The 21,298-nt window shown below is 40.6% G+C and carries 12 protein-coding genes; 10 read left to right on the top strand and 2 right to left on the bottom strand.

What is annotated here, in order from left to right; translation table 11 throughout:
- Positions 1-57: 57 nt before the first annotated feature.
- Positions 58-2,790, top strand: a complete 2,733-nt coding sequence (locus tag KDW_RS19330; RefSeq protein ID WP_151757615.1) for a hypothetical protein — start codon at positions 58-60, stop codon at positions 2,788-2,790.
- Positions 2,791-3,196: 406 nt separating this feature from the next.
- On the opposite strand, the gene KDW_RS19325 is transcribed toward KDW_RS19330, so the two are convergent.
- Positions 3,197-3,535, bottom strand: a complete 339-nt coding sequence (locus KDW_RS19325; protein ID WP_269822508.1) for a methyltransferase — start codon at positions 3,533-3,535, stop codon at positions 3,197-3,199.
- Positions 3,536-4,171: 636 nt separating this feature from the next.
- Here KDW_RS19325 and KDW_RS19320 point away from each other — a divergent pair.
- From KDW_RS19320 to KDW_RS19280, 9 genes are all read left to right on the top strand, one after another.
- Positions 4,172-5,902, top strand: a complete 1,731-nt coding sequence (locus tag KDW_RS19320) for a hypothetical protein (protein WP_151757613.1) — start codon at positions 4,172-4,174, stop codon at positions 5,900-5,902.
- A gap of 81 nt (positions 5,903-5,983) precedes the next feature.
- Entirely contained in the window at positions 5,984-8,011 is a 2,028-nt protein-coding gene (locus KDW_RS19315) for a coiled-coil domain-containing protein (protein WP_151757612.1), read from the top strand.
- Complete coding sequence (gene druD, locus KDW_RS19310; RefSeq protein WP_151757611.1) at positions 8,008-9,183, top strand: Druantia-type antiviral defence protein DruD; 1,176 nt, start codon at positions 8,008-8,010, stop codon at positions 9,181-9,183. The genes KDW_RS19315 and druD overlap by 4 nt, the downstream gene beginning before the upstream one ends.
- A 13-nt stretch (positions 9,184-9,196) precedes the next feature.
- Positions 9,197-14,782, top strand: coding sequence for a DEAD/DEAH box helicase family protein (locus KDW_RS19305; RefSeq protein ID WP_162005400.1), 5,586 nt, complete (start codon positions 9,197-9,199; stop codon positions 14,780-14,782).
- A gap of 341 nt (positions 14,783-15,123) precedes the next feature.
- Positions 15,124-15,957: a DUF4007 family protein gene (locus tag KDW_RS19300; protein ID WP_151757609.1), complete on the top strand. Its 834-nt coding sequence runs from the start codon at positions 15,124-15,126 to the stop codon at positions 15,955-15,957.
- A complete protein-coding gene (locus KDW_RS19295; RefSeq protein ID WP_151757608.1) occupies positions 15,954-16,454 on the top strand; it encodes a hypothetical protein in 501 nt (166 codons plus the stop codon). Before KDW_RS19300 ends, KDW_RS19295 begins: the two co-directional genes overlap by 4 nt.
- 11 nt (positions 16,455-16,465) lie before the next feature.
- Positions 16,466-17,233 carry a hypothetical protein gene (locus tag KDW_RS19290; protein WP_151757607.1) on the top strand — a complete coding sequence of 256 codons (768 nt, stop codon included), beginning with the start codon at positions 16,466-16,468 and terminating at the stop codon, positions 17,231-17,233.
- Positions 17,234-17,872: 639 nt separating this feature from the next.
- Complete coding sequence (locus KDW_RS19285; protein WP_151757606.1) at positions 17,873-18,886, top strand: hypothetical protein; 1,014 nt, start codon at positions 17,873-17,875, stop codon at positions 18,884-18,886.
- Complete coding sequence (locus KDW_RS19280) at positions 18,883-20,175, top strand: hypothetical protein (protein ID WP_151757605.1); 1,293 nt, start codon at positions 18,883-18,885, stop codon at positions 20,173-20,175. Before KDW_RS19285 ends, KDW_RS19280 begins: the two co-directional genes overlap by 4 nt.
- Here the strand turns inward: KDW_RS19280 and KDW_RS19275 are convergent.
- Positions 20,161-21,296 (bottom strand): IS630 family transposase gene (locus KDW_RS19275; protein ID WP_151757411.1). Its coding sequence is split into 2 segments (ribosomal slippage): positions 20,161-20,876 and positions 20,876-21,296, totalling 1,137 coding nucleotides; the frame shifts between segments, so codons are not numbered across the junction. The two genes, KDW_RS19280 and KDW_RS19275, sit on opposite strands and share 15 nt — an antisense overlap.
- Positions 21,297-21,298: the final 2 nt, after the last annotated feature.

Below are 21,298 nucleotides of genomic sequence, written 5' to 3'. Positions count from 1 at the left end.
TTATTGAAGGAAACCCGTATCCAATTACTGGAACAAAGGCTGCAAGGAACTTTAAAGTTGTCGGATGAACAGGCTCAGGCCAGAGCTTCAGTAATTCTCATCTCAGATTTACCAGAAGCACAACGTGATATTATCATCGCAAAAAATACACAGATAGCATTCTCCTCGCCGGGCGACTTGGAGCGAGCAGAACTATTAGCCGCACTCGCCCCATACCTGACAGATGAATTACGTGAAAAGGCGATAGCGGAAAGCACACACCTCACGCTATCCTTACCGGATAAACAAAAACAAGCAGAACTTTTTCAGACACTAAGCCCCTGGTTGACAAAAAAATTCGTGTATCAGGGAATCGATAGAATACTCACGTTACAAGATCTATGGATACGTACCAAAGCTTTGATCGCTCTAGCCAATAGCCTGAATAGAAAGCAACGTATTCTGCTCCTGGAAAATTATTCGACCGCAGATCAATTCGTAAAAAAAATGCACAAAGAATTACTGGCAGCTTTTTATGTCCAGATTGTGCTGATCCCACATTGGTCAGATGACCTCATTGAACAAAGATTGAAAGCGCTTCTCCTGTTAGTCAATGAAAAGGATCAGAACAATGTGATGGATGCTCTAGCAAATCGATTACCAGTAGAAATCAGACTGGAAATAGCATTGAACCTTGCCACGTACGGAGGAACGAAGGTAAAAGCTCTTACAAAGTTAATACCTCAGATGGAACAGAAACAGGTAGAACAGACGTTAAACACAATCCTGTCATTTGGCTATGAGGAAAATAAAGTAAGGCTGCTTATTGCGTTATTACCACGTCTGGGAAAAGAGCAAATAGATCAGGTTCTGAATGATAGTTTAAGCTGGCAGAATGATGAAGCTATCGTAGGATTGCTGATGTCCTTAGCTTCCAAAATAAAGGGACAACAGATCACACAAGTGATAGAGAAAACACTGAGATTTAGCGATGAAAAACATAAAGCAAAAGTATTTGCGGTCCTGGCACCTCGATTAGAAGAACCTTTTGTGGAAAAAGTAATAAACGAGACACTAACCTTTCATAACGAAGACAATAAAGCAAAAGTATTTGCTGAACTGACATATTATGTGAAGGAAATCCACATAAAGCAATTAATCGAAGAAACGCTAACATTCCAAAATGAAGAAAATAAAGCCAAGGTACTGGCGGGGTTATCAAGACTAGATAACAATCTGGCAAAACTCATTTTGACGTATACACTACAACAGTTCAAAGAAGAAGAAAATATTGCCAAGGTACTGGCGGAACTGAAACGTCTTCCCAGGTCCCATATGGACACAGTATTAGCAACCGTACTCACGTTTAAAGACGAAGCGAATAAAACCAAGGTACTAAGCGAATGCGCAGGTCTGCTCGATAATACGCAGGCAAGAGAGATAGTAAAGACAATTTCCAATTTTGAAAATGAAACAAATAAAGCCAAAGCGCTAGGTGCACTTGCCCTCAAAACAAAAGGGAAAATACAATCCAAAAGTATATTGGAATTAACCATGCAATTCAAAAGCGAAGACAGTCAAACCAATGTGCTGGCAAATCTGTTATTAGGAGCAACGGGATTAGATAAGAAAACGCTCATAGAGCAGATTCTACAATATGGTTTAACCTTTAAGGATGAAAACAATAAGGCCAAAATATTCTCAGTTCTGGCACCCTGGTTAGAAGGAAGCGCCGTAAAGCAGGTCACAACAGAGGCGCTTTTGTTCACAAATGAAGCGAACAAGACCAAAGTGCTTACAGAAATAGCAAACAAATTGAGAGAAGCGCAGCTAGACGAGGTACTGAATACCATTCTGTTATTCAAGAGTGAAGTGAATAGATCCAGAGTGCTCAATGCCCTCGCGCTCAAATCAAAAGGAGCACAGGTTAAGCGAACCTGGGAAGAAATTTTGACCTTTAAAGATGAAGCCACGAAAGCTAAAATGTTCGCAGCTTTAGTACCCTGGCTAACAAAAGAGCAAGTGGAACTGACCTGGAAAGAGGCGTTGCTGTTCAAAAACGAAGTGAATAAAAACAGAGTACTCAAAGCACTTTCAGAACAGTCAAAAAAAATAGGTCCTACAAAAATTAGGGAAGAGATGCTTGCTATCCAAAATGAAGAAAATCAAACTCATGTTTCTCAAGAGGACCAATTACAATTACAGAAAGTCCCCCGTATCTATCAGGAAACAACTCAAACACCCCACAATGAAGGTCAGATATTCAGAGTGCTGACAGAATTAGCCCCTCTTTTAAAACCAGAACAAATCATGTCATTTTTCAATACTTCATTAAACTTTAAGAATAAAGAAATTCTGGCAAGGGTTCTTGTAGTATTAGCACCTTATCTTACAGGGGCGTTATTGGAACAAGGACTGGATATAGCAGGCACAATCACAAATGATCAATTGCGAGCGGAGATATTTGCCCATACGCTCTCTCATGTCACCGACGAGTTCCTGACTAAAGATATGCGTGCTGCTGCCATAAAACATGGCTTAGAGGCAGCAGAGGCAATTGTAGATGAATGGCAAAAGGCAAAATCGTTAGCTGCATATGTCCTTTTTGTGCAGGAGCAAACACCATTATTGCGCTCCATACGTTGGGCAATGACCAATGCGTTATCTTCGATGCAAACATGGTCACGTCAACAGGTTTTCAATTCTGTTTTTACGAAAGATCTCTTCTCTACCCCCATTCTTTCGCCCGACGTTTTAGAAACCATTGCATCCTCACTCGTCGAGATTTGTGAAGAATGGCAATGGTTATAATAAGATACTTGCTCTGACCATAGCCTGGTTATTGGGGGAATATTCCACGCTATGCATTTGCCTAGATAGCTAAAAGAAAGGATGGTTCATCCGCATAAACTGTGCTTACCAATTAAGCAACATCCAAAACACGCTGACGTAGGAGCTGAAAACTCCCTCTGCCATACATGGAGCGTTTAATATACTTGAGCCGGTTCACCTGGCCTTCGACGGGTCCATTTAAACGAACTGTCAACTACTGACCTCTCCTCAAAATCCTGGTCTTTGGTTGAATAGAGGACAGTGGCACCCATTTGGCGTCCCTCTGAGCAGATTCCGGAAGGGGTTGAGCTTTCTCCGGCATTCCACGCCTCTCTGAGTTCAGCTTTTCCCCTTTCCGGGATGATTCATGTCTCACGCAAGGTCTTCACTGCTCAAGTTGTTCATCAATCTTCGCCTCCAGTTCCATGATTTTGTAGTTCGACTTTGTTGGAACAATACGCTTCAACGCGAGCCCGGCGGTTGCAAACAATCTGCGAAATTCGGTCGCATTGCGCTCACGTCCAGCAAGATCAACCATGAGCACAAGATCAGTCAACCTGGTTAACAGATCTGTTTTGTCTGCTTCAAGCACTGCTTCAGCCACGAGAATAGTGCCACCAGGATTCATAGCACGCATGCAATTCTGTAGAATGATGGTGCATTCTCTATCCTCCCAGTCTTTGATAATCTGGCGTATAAAGTAACTATCGCCTCCCTCTGGTATTAACGACAGCGTATAATTGGTTCATGATACTTTTTGGTGAATCCCTGGTAATGTGGTGAGAACTTGCTACACTTTCCTTATTAAATAAGAGGATAAGTCGTAAGGGAATGCCAATCACACCATTACTGCCATTGCCTGCTGGGCTAGAAATCTTTCGCGCTCGTAGAAAAAACCACGTAAAAAGGCCTATGCGCAAATATTCATTTGAAAAGATAACCTCTGGGAACTTCTCCGTTATTATTGTCTTTTCTTTCCGCCTTTAATGCTCTGACACGATCACCTTCTAGCTAAGATGAGGAAGAATTTGTGAATCGATAGTAATAACCGCTCCCCGCTTTCCATGGAAAGCATCAAAAGCACAATAGTCAGGTGATTAAATAGTATAGCGAGATATTTATCAATATGTAAGAAAAAAAACCAACAAATACATAACAAAAAAAGATTATTTTATTCTGAATTCTATATAAAAATCATAGAAAAAAAGTCTTGACTTTTGTTGATCTATGTGGGAACATTTGTGAACAATTTATATAGATGAGGCAACTGACCTCATTTACTTTCTCAATAAATCTAGCTACTTTTATCTCAACAGCATATGTTTAGCATCTATGATGATGTTAGAAAGTATGTATAGATATGGCAATTTTACATCAAAAGAAGAATGGTGGCTACTACATTGGTTATAAACTTGGCTGGAAAGAAAGCCCACGACGGTGTACGGTAGAGGAAAAAGGTGTAGCATTCTTACGTACACAGTTGGAACATCTTCCAACATATCATGACACTAATGGGTTACCAATCTCGGATAAGTTATTTGAGACGCTCAAAGAACGCCAGTGGCTCATATTTGGGACAAATGTGGGTGATGAAGTAGTAAAAGGAAGTGCTCCTAAGCTCCTTAACCTTGCATGCCTCGAAACAAGCGGAGGCTGGGAGTTGAAGGTGGTTTGTCCCAAGATTCCAAATGAATGGGTACAAGCTGAATATTTACTTCGAACTAAGACACATTCACTTTACATTAAAGATCATCGAATGCAGCATTCCATCACTCATGTCGTTAACTATCTTGCATCAAAGAACAAGCCACTCTGCACCATACGCCCTCAAGAAGAAGATTATCAGGTAGAAGTAGTCGACTGGCCTAGAGATTGGAATGCAAAAGAACGTTTCGGCAACAAAATTACTGGACTCTCAACGAGAGGGACACTTTTCCACGGTCCAGATAAGCAAGGAATACGTTTACAGCCACAAGACCTCGTCTATCCAGACAGAGATTATTATTTTGTAGCACCAGCTAACACCTCTCTTCCATCAGAACTACATGTGGAAGACCTGGGCACTATACACATTCAGAACAAAGTCACCAACCTACGTTCCTGGCAAGCATGGAAAATAAACTTTCAGGAAAATGAAAATGGTGATCCTCCGCAAAGGATTCGTGACTGGTTAGAAGAACTCAATTATACATTGCGTGAAGTGCCATGGAAACTGACCCTTGTTTCTCCACCTGCGCTTCATTATACCCCTCATCACGTTCCTATTATCGAGCAACATAAGGAAATTATTCTCGCGGCTCACCATTCAATAAACAGCCAACATAGCGAGGAAGAAATTGAGTTGAAGATTGCAACTCCTCAAGGACACATATTAAATCAAGGCAGATACATACTACAGGAGAACTCTTATATAGTGCTCTCATTGCCCCAGCCAGGAAACTATCTTATAAAGGCGACAGAGGCCCGTATCCAACCCCTAGAAATCAAAATCTCCTCTACTAATCCGCGGTTAATGGAAATTGTAGATCCTCTTACAGTCATATTTGAAACAGAAAACCATGCATATAAATATATAGCCTTTGATAAGCAGAACACACAACGTGACTATTACGATGAACAGCTAGAGCCTTCTGACCTGGAAGGCGACCTAAAATTTACTATCCAGTGTCCAGTTCCTTTGGACATAACATGGCGTATCGAGGATAAGGCAATACAGAGAAAGAGGCAGATTTCCGCTAAGGACGCCGCAAAAAAACTATCTGAAGAAATCGAATGGATCTTAGAAGATGGAGGGCTTTTCAATGTGCGCTTAGACGCTGGCAGCTTTGGCTTGATAAAGCTTCAGATTGAGGCTCCTTCCTCAGTGCAACTGTCTCACAAAACTATGTTAACCCGAAAAATGCGGTGGCTCAGCGAGGTTATTTCGTCTGAAAACTCATTAGATACTCAATATGTACCAATGCCACCATTATTAAAAGATTACCTTAGCCAATGTGATACCAGCATTGAACGCGATAAGCTTATAAGTCTCACCAGAATCCCAACGGGATTTCTAGGGCACATGATTATGCTTACTCGTCTAACTAAATAAACAACACTCATATACACCAGTTATTCTAATATGGCCTAGTATGCATTTTTGCAAAGTTAGTTAAACAAAGAGGGCAACCATATGACATTATACCTTGGTATAGTTACACGTATTGACAAAGGTCTTGCTTACCTAAATCCTAAATATAAGATAGACAATGATAAGCAAGAATTTATAGCCTTAGCACCAAATCTTAGCCAGGAACTGGTTATCTGGAAAAATCCACCAGTAGAGGCCATAAAGGATACATTGTGGACTTTTAATATAGACACAGATGCTGAAACAAAACTATTTTATGTTCTGACTTATCATCAACCATTCATCGAAATTATTAACTTTCAGGGATATAATCGAGGCTCCTTTATCGATATTGTCAAAGAAGTAAAAGAGATTATCCTACCTTCTAGTGCATGCCAGCAAGCCTATTTGTGGTTAGATCAGAATATTTGGGCGGGGCCAGTAAATATGACATTAGAAAAACAAGGAGCAAGACATCATTATTATTGTATTGATTACATTGCCAATGGCTTCTATCTACCATTAGTAAGCTTACTAGAAGAGCGCTTTATTACTTTAAACCTTTTTCCAGGCCGAAAGTTTTTATCTCCTTGGACACCATCTCCTGCTTTTATAGGCTACATAGATTTAACTACTTACAACTTGATTGACAAAATACCAGAAAAAATACCAGAGCTAGAATCACAACATACGAATATATCAGCTATCCAGGGACAGAGACAGAATATTAAGATTACAGCTGATACCAAACGTACAACAACTATGAAATCCAAAAATCTTGCAAGAACACATGAGCAAAACAAACCAGATACCGAAAAAGAAACATTAGACAGCAATATCAAATATTTACAGACAAAAATAGAAACATTCAGTACTAATCTTGAACAATATCAACGCGAACATAAACAATTAAATGATATGAAAGATGCTATCGCACAACATCAGATAATACTCAAACAGTTACAACAAGAAATAAAAGAAGCCAGGGAGGCTCATCAAAAAGAACTGGCCACGCTTCATGAAATAATCAAAGGGACAGTACATCAGCAAAATAAACCAGGAAAAAGTTTATGGGCTTATAATCCCAAAGAAACAGCAAAAACTATAATTGTTCATCAGAAATTTCACATGGAAATTAGAAAGGCATTTACAAAACAAGGTTTTGCTCCAAACATTGCCACTATCCTTCATAGCTCATTTCTTGCTGGTGTGGTCCCGACTCTTGTAGGAGAAGATGCTTTTAGTATATTACAGATCTATGCCGATCTGGCAGCTCGCGGAAGAAGTCTGTGGATTCCTATTTCGCCAACGCAAATCTTACCAACTGATCTGATTGGAACAGTAGACATTGCCCATCATATATTTGTGCCTCATCAATCAGGGTTAGCTGATCTCTTATTAGATGCTCAAGAGCATACCGACAACCTTTATCTTGTTGTGTTAGAAGGCATCAACAAAGCAGCTATAGACACCTATCTCATGCCACTACTAACATGCTATATTGAGAGTGCTGCAGAGACACAAATACATTCACTTCATATTTTTCATCCAGCTACAGTCAATGATAGTGATCCTTATAATACACTGCATACATTACACTGGCCTAAGAATGTTCTGTTAGCAACAACTCTTGCTGATGGAGTAAGTGTGTTTCCGCCACCTCCATCTTTCTGGGATTACAGTATGCTGATCAACATGGATATAGTAAAAGATGATCATAACGAACAACGATTAATGCAACCTCGCAAAGAAGAAAAAATGCATTCTATGGTATCAGTGGGTGATTGGACACGCTGGAACAATGAAATTCAGCAAAATACCTCAGTAGAAGATCTAGAAGAAATAGACTGGGGCACAATAAATACAAGTAGACTAAGCCACAAACTCACTCAACAATTCAGCTCAGTTCTTTTAAAATTGAATTCAAGGGATATAGATGTAACTAACGAACAAATTCTCTTTCATTCACTTCTTCCAAAAGCAATAGCTACTGATCAAATAAGAACACTACTCATGGCTCACAAGGATTATCAAAAAGAGATTAAACAACAACTCACAAAGATTCGACATCTGGTGGAGCAATTTTCATGATGCAATCAAACCAGAATACATTAAATAACTTTCGGGCAGAGATCTCTGTGCGCCTTCTTAATACTTTAAACAGCACCGAGATAGAACGTATCGCACTCATTAATCTTGGACTGGCAAAAGAAACAGGAATGAGTATACCACAAGATACGATTCAGGCAGAAACTATTCGCGCAGCCCTGTGGATGCACAGTGCCGAAGGCACGCAATCTGTGCACATTCAGAAATTACTCAATTCCGCAAAAAAACTAATAGAGCCTATTTATGAAAATCGCAACAGCTTATATACCAATACATCTTTAGCATCCAAAGATCAACAGGTACCAGATAGAAGATCTGAAGAAAGCCAGATCCAATCTCTTTATGGACTCCATCGAGAGTCGTTAACAGAGTTAGAGCAAATAGGTGATATTGTAGAACTTCCCAATGGATACTGGCGACCAGCACCACTACGGAAGATTTATCTGGCAGACGTGAATAAATGGATTCTAGTAGGCGGATTACCTACAGCGCGCTTTCCAAATGATGCACGACAAGTACTAGAACACAATAACTTTGCACGATTCTGTCCTCTAGACCCTGAGATGCTTGGTATTCTGTGTCCAAACCAATCATTAGATGATTGGTTAAAAAAACCAAAGGAACAGATCGAAAAGTGGGCTAGAAATCAGTTGGAACAAATTACGTTGCAGAACTACTCACATGGAGAATATTCTCTGGAAGTTTACTGGCCATACCATAACAACAAATACCAATATTTACGATGGACGAAAAACTACGATCTCCCTGACGACCGCTATTTAGCGCGCTTTGAAGCTGCTTTCAGCCTACATTATCGTGTCATAGAGATTAAAAACCAAAAGATTATAAAAATTGGTGAGCTTGAAATAGGTCTGAAAGACTATCGACGCCTCTTCTATGGCATTGACGCATACTACAAACGTCCTGTTAATGCTTCAATACAAGTAAAATTGTCTCAGCAGAGATATCTTGTCAATCTAGAAAACGAACTTCCAAAGGATGTGCAGAGATTATTCACAGCCCTTGGCTATGTTCAACCTAACCAGGATGGTAAATACTATCCACGCATTTGGCATATGCCATTGGAATATGAAAAGCAAGTAGATTCAACATTACAAAATTTAGGCGTGCATATACATAAAAAGAAGATTTAGAAAAGTGAAAAACATGCACATAACAGAAAAATATGGGGCGAATGAAATCGCAAGCCAATTGCATGAAGGACTACAACGCTACCTGGAAGCACAATATCCTATCCGCGATATTGGCATTATTCAAGAGAGGCGTGCATTGTTACAGGAATATGGCTGTATAAGTCAACAACCATTTATAGAAACTACACCCACCTATGCTTTTGGGGACGCATATAATAAGCTTCAACTACCAGACCCACTTAGTGAAGCGTTTAATCACTTCTCACAATGGCAGCCTGGCATTGGTATCTTTCCACAACCATATGCACATCAAGCACAGGCATTGACAGCCTTTTTCAAGGAAGACAAAGATTTAATTGTAGCAACTGGCACAGGTTCAGGAAAGACGGAAACGTTTCTACTACCTATTCTGGGAAACCTATTACGTGAAGCGCATACATTAACTTCATCATTTCAACGACCAGGGTGCCGCGCACTGTTACTTTATCCAATGAATGCATTGGTTAGCGATCAGGTATCACGATTACGCCGTCTCTTTGGCGATGAACGTCTAAAGCAATATTTTTTACTACACTACGGACGTTTTCCGCGCTTCGGCATGTATACTGGTAGAACTCCATATCCAGGTTTACGAGAATCGGATAAAGACAAAAACGTTGAAGAGTGGTTAAGCTATTATCTCAAACTAGAGGAAGCTTTTCAGAAAGATCCAACATCAAAAGAAGCAGAACTCAAACGCGAATTACAAATAAGAGGACGCTGGCCTGCTAAAGATATTCGAAACTTTCTGGGCGAAAAAGGAAGTCTCTGGCGCAACCGCTTACAAACACAAGCAATGGATAGTGAACTACTCACACGCCATGAAATGCAGCAGAACTGTCCTGACATACTTGTCACTAACTACTCAATCCTTGAATACATGCTTGTTCGCCCGATCGAACGATCAATTTTTCAGCAAACCGCCGAATGGCTTAAACAAGATAAAAGCAATTCATTGTTGTTAGTACTAGATGAAGCCCATATGTATCGAGGGGTCGCGGGAGCGGAAGTGGCGCTACTCCTACGTCGGCTGCGATCACGCCTCGACATTCCCCAGGGCCAGTTGCGTTGTATTCTCACCAGTGCCAGCCTGGAGGTCAAAGATAAAGAAAGTGCGAAAAAAATATTTACCTTTGCCGAAAACCTGACTGGAAATACATTTACGACCGAAACCTCCTTTGATTTGATTCAAGGCCAACGTGAACAAAGGCCTGCTGCGCGTCTCCCAACAGAAGATGAACTCAAATTTTTGGCACAATTTGATCTCCAGGCATTCTTTCGAAGAACAGAAAATATAAATGGAGCAATTCAAGCTATCTCAGTACTAGGACAACAACTGCATTGGCCACCACTCTCTATTCCAACTTCACACAGTAATCAAGAGGCAAGTGAAACACAACTCCAGACATATCTGTACGATCAACTCTATGGTTTTGGTCCTCTAGAGTATATTATTCACGCTACGACATCTGAGGCCCATGGACTACACGAGCTTACGAAGAATTTCTCACCTGTCGCAGAATTCAGACAAGCAGAGGCTGCAATCTCTACGCTATTAGCACTGGGTACATACGCAACAAAGAATAAACGTGCACTAATGCCGACACGCTTACATCTCTTTTTTCGTGGTTTACCTACTATCTACGCCTGTATTAATCCAAACTGCGATAAGCGGAGATATCTTCCCCAAGAACACTTACTTTTGGGCAGGCTGCATACTGAGCCTCAAACACATTGCACGTGCAATTTAAAGGGGCGAGTCTTCGAACTCATAACTCATAGATCGTGTGGAGCTTCCTTCTTAAGGGTGTTCGGACAAGACAAAGAGGCGGATTTTTACTGGCACGAGCAAGGAGGATCATTAAAAAATTTTAGTACGCCTCTGATAGAAGCCTGGCTCTTGCTAGAAGAACCTCATCCATCTATGCGCGACAAAGTTGAACAAATTTGGCTCGATATTGCAACTGGACGAGTCATAACACGACAGCCTGATAATATACAGCGTTACCTGCAATGCTGGCGTGTTTCTCAACAACAAGAGCACACAAAAAAACAAATCAATTCAAAAAAGAAAAGATCTGTGCAGTTACCAGGTTCAGAATCTGAAGTTACAAACGATGACAAAGAGCAAACAACGCCTATATTCACTACCTGCCCTGTCTGTACGCGCAAGAACATGGAACGTAAAACTTCTAACCTTGCAACTAGAGGTGAACAACCTTTTGCTAATCTTGTTCGCCATCAATTTCAGCTCCAACCAGCCGTAAAAGATATCGGGCCTCAGACACCAAATGGAGGTCGCAAATTATTACTGTTCTCTGACGGCCGCCAGAAAGCAGCTCGCCTGGCACGCGACTTACCACGCGAAGTAGAATTTGATACCTTCCGTCAGGCACTGGTAATTGCAGTACAACGCCTACAACAAATGCCCACTTTTACTCCTCGATTGAATGAAACACTTTATGTCTCTTTCGTGTCAGTCTGTGCTGACTTTAACTTGCACTTTTTCGATCAAAATGATGAGTCCCAATCACAATTGCTCCGACATATCACACACTATCAAGAGTATTATGATAGTATCCTTGAAGATGCATTATATGATGGTTGGCAACCAACGACTTTACCAGAACAATATAAAATAGCATTGTTAAAGCAACTATGTGATCCATACTATTCTTTATCAGAGATATGTGCTGCAGTAGTCATTCCCCAACCACAAGATGTGAAAAGATTTATAAGGAAGCTCAATGGCTTGCCACTGGCACTCAATGAGCAAGAGGTTGCAACACTAATAACCTTATGGATCCAACAGCTATTAGGTGAAACTGCGTTCGATCATACAATTCGAGAAGAATCCCGTTGGGATGTCGACACTTATTTCCGGGGGTTGTCACATAAACAATCCTTAAAGAAAATGGAACATATCCTTGATAATAAGAACATGTCAATCGACCAAACACAGCTACAACCATTCCACGAAAAGTGCTGTAGTTTCTTCTGTGAAGAGATAAATGATACTATCTTTCTCAAGCCAGCTGCCCTACAACTTGTACTTACTATTGATGATGACTGGCAACATTGCCTGGATTGTGGCACCATCCAACACACAGTCTTACGTCAGTGCTGTACACAGTGTGGTTCACAACATCTTGAGCAGCGATCCCCCCAACATCCATCTATGAAATCTAGAAAAGGCTATTTTCTGGATCCTTTACGAGAAGTGCTCCATGGCAAAAGACCAGTACATATAACTGCTGAAGAACATAGTGCACAATTATCTCAGCGCGATGAAAGAGCTATTTATGCAACCACAGAGGAACACGAATTACGCTTTCAAGATGTGGCAATTAATCATAGTAAACCACCTGTTGATATACTAAGCTGTACAACAACAATGGAAGTAGGCATTGATATAGGATCGCTCACGGCTATTGGATTACGCAATGTACCACCACAACGAGAAAATTATCAACAACGTGCTGGGCGAGCAGGCCGCAGAGGAACAGCAGTTTCAACAGTGCTAACATATGCACAAGGTGGAGCACACGAAAATTATTACTATGAGCATCCGCAAGAGATAATTAGTGGCAAATTACGTGACCCACTCATTAATATCAACAATCCAAGGTTAGTAACTCGTCACATTCATGCTTTTTTAATACAAACTTTTTTCCAGAAGCAATTGGCTCACATGTCAGAGCAAGCTCTACAACAACTCATTCAACAGCACCCACATGTTATGAATTCCTTAGGTACGGCCCACGCTTTTTTTCAAGACACTGGCTCATTTTCACTCTCCGCATTTCGTCGCTGGGTTACCGATAATATATTAGAACTGACCACAAGCACAACTACCACGCTCATTAGTTGGTTACCTGATGAACTATGTCCTACATATATAACCACTAAGGCAAAGCAACAATCATGGAAACACGCTTTTATTACAGAAGTTGCAAATAACTTTTTGGCACAGCTAGAAACAATCGCGACTGAAAAGACATACGTCACAAAATCAGTTCCATTGGACAGAGAAAAAGCTGATATTGTAACAAATCAACGCATAAAAGCAGTGTACTTACTTGATGTTCTTTTTGATCAAGGACTCCTTCCCAGCTATGCTTTTCCTACAGATCTCAGTTCATTCTCTGTCTTTGAAAAAGATGGTGAACGTGTTCTAATTAAGGAGCGCCCCCAGCAAAGTAAATCACAAGCATTGAGCGAGTATGCCCCCGGACGCTTACTGGTCATCAATAAAAAAACCTACCGTGTTGGTGGTATCTATGATGAACAAACGCCTTACAATGGTATTTCGCTCCAGAATCTGCAATCATATGTCTCATGCGAGAAATGCACATATGTACGGGAAAAATCGCTAAATAATGAACAGGAATGTTGCCCAATATGTGGAGGGGAACTTTCGGAACGAGAAATGCTTGATCCCCCAGGTTTTTCGCCAGAAGGGGCCAAGCCACTTAGAGAGCATGATAGAGAACAACACTATAGCAACTCATCTGTCGCGCAACTACCCTTACCCACTAAATCAGATCAGTTTGAGTGGAATACTCATACCTTTCCTTACGCACGCTATACTTATGCTCAAAATAGACGCTTGATATTAGTGAATAAAGGACCTGCCCAGGAAGGTTTCCGCCTCTGTCAGGAGTGTGGCGCAATCTGGCCAGAGGTGCAATATGAACGCCAGAAACCAACCCGACATGTACGCCCATTCCTGGTTGACTATCGCCACTTCAAACGGAAAATGGGACAATATTGTACAGGACCTATATATGAGCAAAGTCTATATCTAGGCTATACTTTTAATACAGATCTCTTGCTTTTCCGTTTCGCGCTCAGAGAACCATTATCTTGTGATCCACAATCTCCATGGTTGCATGATGGGCTACGCACACTGGCAGAGGCAGTTGCATTAACAGCGAGTAGATACCTTGATGTCGACGCAAATGCACTCAGTGCCAATTACCGTCTCATACCAGCACTGATAGAAGAGGGCAGCGATGCAAAGTTATTCGTCGATATATACTTATTCGATACTGCATCTGGAGGAGCAGGCTACTCCGCAGAAGCAGGGAAATACTTATCTGAAATTCTCCAAGCAACAGAAAAATTGCTAAGCAATTGCCCTGCGCACTGTGAACGCTCCTGTACGAGGTGTTTACGTCATTATGGTAACCGCTTTTGGCATGAACAGCTAGATCGCTTTTTGGCCAGGCAACTTCTCGCCTATGCCCTTTATAAACAGATTCCTGAAGTAGGCAACATTAAAGAACAGATAGCGTTATTATCCCCTTTGAAACGTTTCTTAGAGCTAGATGGATATATCTGTAAAACTGATGTGACAACCAATAAAGAAAAAGTGCCGCTGATGGTTGAATCACATAATGATAATGGAATGAAAGCGCCTCTTGTGATATTGGCACATCCAGCGTTAAGAGATGCCCCCAAATATAAGGAGAAGACAATATGGCTCAATGAATATATTATTGCCCATGATCTACCTACCGCCTATCAACAAATTATTTCTCATGTGAGAAAGATTTAGTAACTTACCTACTAATTGATAAGTAGCAGATTCACTCTCGTTAGAAAGTGGATCTGCTAAGGAGCGTTTACTTACCATGGACATAAAATTAAAGGAATAATCTAAAAAAATAAGTCTTGCCGGATGAGTATTTTCAATGTAAAATATCTTACATGCAATTGCTTGACTTTAGGCTACACCAATAATGAAAAGTCTTATGTGAATAGAGATGCTTTCATTATTTACAGGTATGTCAAAAAATTTAGCAAGCACCCACTATTTTTACTTATATTTGATCTATTAATATGTCTCTAATCTTTTTAGATTAGTATTTGATTTACAATTATTAGGGGGTTTACTGAATGGGAAAAACAATGGGCTTTTTTCAGAATTTTAGCTTGGATCTCCAACGTTTAAGCAGTGCTCTCAACTATGTGCAAAACAATCCACAAACAAGTCATGAAGATTTAGCTCGTAGTATGAGCGTCAATCGACCAGTAGCTGAAGGGTTTTCAGCATGGTTACGTCATACGGGATTGGTTAAAATTATAACACGTCAAGATTCTCAACCAACAAAAATTTATCAATTAACCGATTTTGGGCAGCTTGTATGTCAGTATGATTCAACTTTATCAGATTTAGGTACTCAGTGGATTTTGCATTACTATTTATCTGTAAAACAAGAAGAAACTTCCGAAGCATGGTATATGCTATTTAACTATTTTTTACCTCATTGTTTCGATTTTACATCAGACAAATTTCAAATGTATTTTGAAGATAAAGTAGGCGTAGAAGCAAAAAATCGCTCTGCACTAAAGAAAGATCCCATTGCTGCTTTATCTACCTATGTTCGACCCGATGCCCTTGCCAAACTAAATATATTAGAAAAACATGATAAGACTTATCAAATTAGTCGACCTGATTACCCTTCTTCCCTGATAATTGGATATATGCTTTTTGATTGGTGGCAACATCGCTATAATTTTTCTAATACCCTCCGCTTTTCACAGCTTTGTGAAGATGATGAGAGTATTGGCCGCTTATGCTTAGCAGATCGAAATCAAATACGTCGTTTTGTTATTGACTTGACACGCCTGGGCTACGTGAGTTTTTCTGATACACAACACGAACCAGTTAACCGCCTACAGCAAATCCCAGCTAGTAGTCTTCTAGAACGCTACTATCAACAACAATGAATAGACAAGATGATGAAAAAGAGATTGTGGACCGAGTGTACACGGTATGCAATCAACAAGCACGCTATCGTGTTCTTTGGATAGTCGGCGAGCCCCGTTGCGGAAAAACATCCTTAAGCAAAAAACTGTGTCAGAACAATAATTGGAAATACATCAACTTTACTCTTGAACCAGGTTATTTAGACAGTTTGATTGGGCGAGAAGAAGTATATCGACCAGCAGATTTCTTAGAAGATTTATATCGTTGGTGCAATGAAGCAAACAGCGAATATATTTTCTTCGACGAATTAGTCAATGCTTGGCTTATGGTCTGGGGATACAGATATGAGCAAGCTTGGCTAGCTGGGATAAGATATACAAGGGAATTTTTTTTGCGTGTAGGACGCGCTCCAAACCTACAAGCTGGTGTCATATTTGTAACACGCGCTCGTACTGCCGATAAGCTTTTAGAAATATTTCCTCAAATGAATCCAAATCATATATTTGAATTACGATAAGGAGTGGACCTGTGACTCAAAAGATGCGCCACATCGTAGAAATCCAAGGCGGATTTAAGCCTTCAGTACAACTCCCAAAAGATTTTTTTAATGAAGAATATAATCGTCACTTTGTTGAAAACTATATCCCAACCCACGATACACTTGAAATATTTATGAATATTCAATATAGCTTGCAAATGAACTCAGAAAAACGTGCCAAGCTTTTCACAGGTACTTATGGTACAGGAAAATCTGATCTCATGCTCATGATCGCAAACTATATCACTCGCTCGTCTGATAACGAGCTTCTAATTCCTTTTTTCAAACGATTACGTAACCTCAATCCTAATAAAGCAGAAATTATTTATGAAGCACGATTAAACAAACCACCATTCTTACTCGTTCTTCTTCAAGCAGATACAGCAACAACTTTTAGTAGCTTTGTGTTAGATGGACTAAAAAAAGCATTAGATCGCATCCAACAACCAGATTTACTTGGCACTACTTATTATAAAGCTGCAAAAGATCTCATTGAGCAATGGGAAGAAAAACTTCCAGATAATATTGAGCGTGTCGATAGAATATTACAAGAAGTGCATGGTATCACGCTTGTTCAATTGAAACATAATTTAGCAAGCCCTCAAGCAGATAGAGCGCTAGAAATATTTCGCCAAACAACTATCAGTGCTCTTGGAATGCCATTTCATCCAAACGCAGTCATTGAAAGGCCAGATGAGGCCTTCGAGGCGGTATCCAAAAACTGGTTGCTAGTGGAAAATACAGTGGCATATTTATAATTAATGATGAATTCACACATTTACTAGAAAAGCTTGGCGATTCATCGACCACTGCTCCAGATATTAAGGCTATTGATAATCTTGCGGAAACTGCGGCAAGATCAGGGAAAGAACAGCTTCATTTTTATGTGGTAAGCCTACAAAGTTTTGCTAGTGCCCAGAATAATACTAACTCATCCAAAATGGCCCTTGAGCGTACTGGTGGGCGTTTCACACAGGAATCTTTACGCTCCCGTTACAGGACCCAAAAGTACAATGGTCAGATATTACAGAACAACTGAAAAATCGGCCATATGGTTTATATCCTTCAGTTCTATTGTTTTTTATCGCCGCTTTTGTAAGTCTGAATCGAGATTATATTGAAATATATAGTCGACCCAAAAACAGCCTTTTTAATAATTTCAATCAGCAGGTAAATATATCAGCAGATAATATTATTAGTATGGTTGAAAGTCCTAAAGATTACATGATTATATATAAACCCTTGTCGCAACAACAGAAAAATTTCTTAAATGGATTAGCAAACATATTCAACGGCAATATGGATTTCTATAGCCGTCAAACAGCTGGCACGGTGCAAAGCAATCAGATTACACAATATTTTTCAAATTTCTTGAAAAATATTCAATTTTCTCGCATATGCATTCATCAAATGAACTAAAAACGGTATTACCTAATGCATCAGAAGAAATTTTTGATATCATTAGAGCTATAGTAGAAATAGGGAGACAGCATAATGAAGAAGCAAAAATAGCCCCACTCCTGAAAATACTACCATCAAAACTTGGCTTGGATAGTAATAATACTATATGGACTAGTGCTGATGTAGAGGAGGCGTTAACTCGTTTTAAGAACGCTTATAAATTACTACTACAAGTTCCTAATAAACTTCGGAACGTCGTAACCATCCAGATTGGCCAGGAGTTTGGTTTAACAGAACTTTCAAATAATGAACAACACATTTTTGAAGCAATCAAAAAATGGCGAAAAGAACGTGTTGGGGCAATATTATCAACACATGTAACGCAAACAACCGATTCGTTCACCCTTATTAAGTTGCTTGATGATACTCCCACCTATAATAATTTTGAGCAAATCTTTCTCAATACATTACCTATTAAATGGGGATTACCTATTTTTGAAGAATGGCAATCTATTAGTATGAGCCAAATCTACATTGATAAGTTGCATCGTACCATAGTCAATATTGAGAACAAAGCTGACTCACTACCACAAGCAAAAACCACTCTCTTGCCTGCCCAGGGTGCTAGCATCTCATCAAAGGAACAAGACATTAATGGTAAATCTTCAATGTCTCCGTTGAAAACGCAGTTAGATATACCCAATAGAGCATTAAATTCTCCCAACACTATCTCAACTCGTGCACCTCAACCATTCTTACAGGGCAACAAAAATAGTGATGCAGAACAAAAACAAACACGTGCATCGGACCATCCACTCCTCAGTAGCGAGGTAGATCAAAAAAGAACCGTTGATGACAATAGAATAGTTCCACATTTTTCTCCTTCAGTGAATACCTCTACATCAACAGATATTGCCTTTGCGTCAATTAAAAACATTTTTAATAGCCTCTCTTTAAGAGAGCAGCACTTGTTATGGAAAAAACTAGTTGAGGAGTATGACCCTCAATGATTACTATTTACCGTGACTTTCATCACATCCAGTCAATCACTCCTACAAGCACAACTTTTGTAGCAAGCAGGATACAAGATTATATCCCGCTCCGGAAATGGCTTCGCAATGCTCTTGATAATGTCGACACAGAATACGAAGCCTACATACAATTTCCTATCTTGGGACATTGGCTAAAAGATCTCATCGCCTATGATCCTCAAATCATTACATGGAAAGAAATACGTCTAGACACATATTTTGAACAACGCTTTGGATTCTTACCTCCCAAGGGGTTAGGAGAAACACAACAGCGTGATTTAATACATACATTACAACCACCCCACGAAAAAATCATCGCTGATCCAATAGGGTGGATACTAAGTCAAAAGTTCCATCCTATATGGGAATCTATAGAATTGGATACGCATCACCTAGTTAATCTAAGCGAATATCTTGTAAAAGGGCCACCTATACCAAGCTCTTTTCTCCCATTGATAAAAACACGCATCATTCAATGGGCGGCTCTAGATATCCGTTATCAATTTTTCCTTGATATAGACTTCAAACAGGCAGCTAGCAAAATTTTCTCTCGTTGGGCATTGCGAATGTATCCGCTTCCTTTCATAAGTGCTTTAGATTTGAATAATGTACCATTGGTAGATTGCAGTCAACATACGCACGTATGCATTGAGCAATTAAAACTTTACCATGCCCTATTAAGAGATTTTTGGTATTCACGCTTGTTAGAAAACACAAAAGCGAACATTCAACAAACTATTGATGCCATGTCTGGTTTATCCGATGCTGAATTAGATATGATAGATACTTTAACAAAAAAAAATGTTGGTCAACTTTCAGAAGATCTCTTAGAACATATCAAAGTACACTTCTCACATCTTCCACGTACAAAAAATATAACTGAAGCGCTCAAAAAGGTCATTCCGCCTCCCACTCCCAATCAACCTCTATCTCATTGGTCAACCAGGCAATGGTTAGATTGGGTAACAGATGAGTACATGCCTTATTTTTCTTGGGTTATCCGTACCAATCAACCTCGAACGACACAAATGCAATTAGCCCGTCATTTTGAAGATTGGCTAATCGCTCATTATCCAAAACTACCACAAGACTCACGTGCTCCCTTTGCTCCGCATCAATTAGATGAGATCAAAAAACCTTTTAAATCTCGTTCAGCTGATGTTGTCTTCTGGTTTATCATCGATGGCTTGACGTGGTGGCAAGGAAAAAAGTTACAAAGCTTTTGTCAGGAACGCGATATTACTAGTAGTTTGTCATTGTTCAATTGATGGATAAAGGCGTTTGAGTTTGATGCGCGCATCCGCGGTGGTAAAACGCCAGTTGATCGTTACTTTTGCCTGGTTGCGCTCACGTTGCCAGGCATCCACCTGAGCGGCAAGCGCCTCTCTGCTTGGAAAGCGATCGGACAAGCATTGACGCGCTAAAATGGACAGTTCGATCTCGGCCATATTCAGCCAACTCCCATGCTTGGGCGTGTAGTGGATTTCTAGTTTCTCGGTCAATCGGCGGGCCTCGGCTGGTTCAAACGTCTCGTAAAACGAAGAGGGGGTATGGGTATTGAGATTGTCCATCACCAACACAATCTTGTCCGCATGGGGATACTGGACGTCAATGATCTCGCGCAAAAAGAGTGCCCAATCCTTTTTCGTGCGCCGCTTACTCACACGCACCTGACAGGTCCCGGTTTCGGGTTCCATCGCCACAAACACGCTGCACACTCCTTTCCGTTCGTACTCATAATCGATGCGTTCGGGTTCACCCGCTTCCATCGGAATCGGCTCGCGGGTATGGGCCAACACCTGTTTACTTCCCTCATCCATGCAGATCTTTGGACGCTTTGGATCATACGGACGCTGGTACACCTCCAGCACATCTTCCATATGATACACAAAATCTGCATTAGCCTCCGGGGGAATACAATACTGGTTCTTTAGCCACGGTTTGAGTTCATTTTTTTTAACGTCACCCACACCGTTTGGTGGCTGATCTGATCGACGTACCCCAACTGCACCAATTTGTCCGCGAGCATGCGCATCGTCCAGCGCTTTTGCCCTCCTTCCGTCTGACTACACGCGAGCGTGACCAACTGCGCTTCCAGTTCCCCATTCATTTTCCGTTTCTCCGGTCGTTCCGGCTGGGGACGCCGCACGAGTGCATCCAGCAGCCCTCCCTCCACAAAGCGTTGACGGACCCGTCCTACGGTTGCCGTTCCCACGCCTAGGGTTTCAGCAATCTGCTGATCTTCCCAACCCGCTCCATGCTCTCCTTGATCGGCTTTCAGTAAAATCCTCGCATGGGTCTGGCTGCGCGCTGAAGCTTTGCCTCCGGTGAGCATACTCTCTAACAGCTTGCGTTGTTCTGCGTCTAACTGGATGCTATACTTCTTCATGG

Source organism: Dictyobacter vulcani, assembly GCF_008974265.1.
Taxonomy (GTDB): Bacteria; Chloroflexota; Ktedonobacteria; order Ktedonobacterales; family Ktedonobacteraceae; genus Dictyobacter; species Dictyobacter vulcani.
This window is presented reverse-complemented; position numbering and strand designations above follow the sequence as displayed.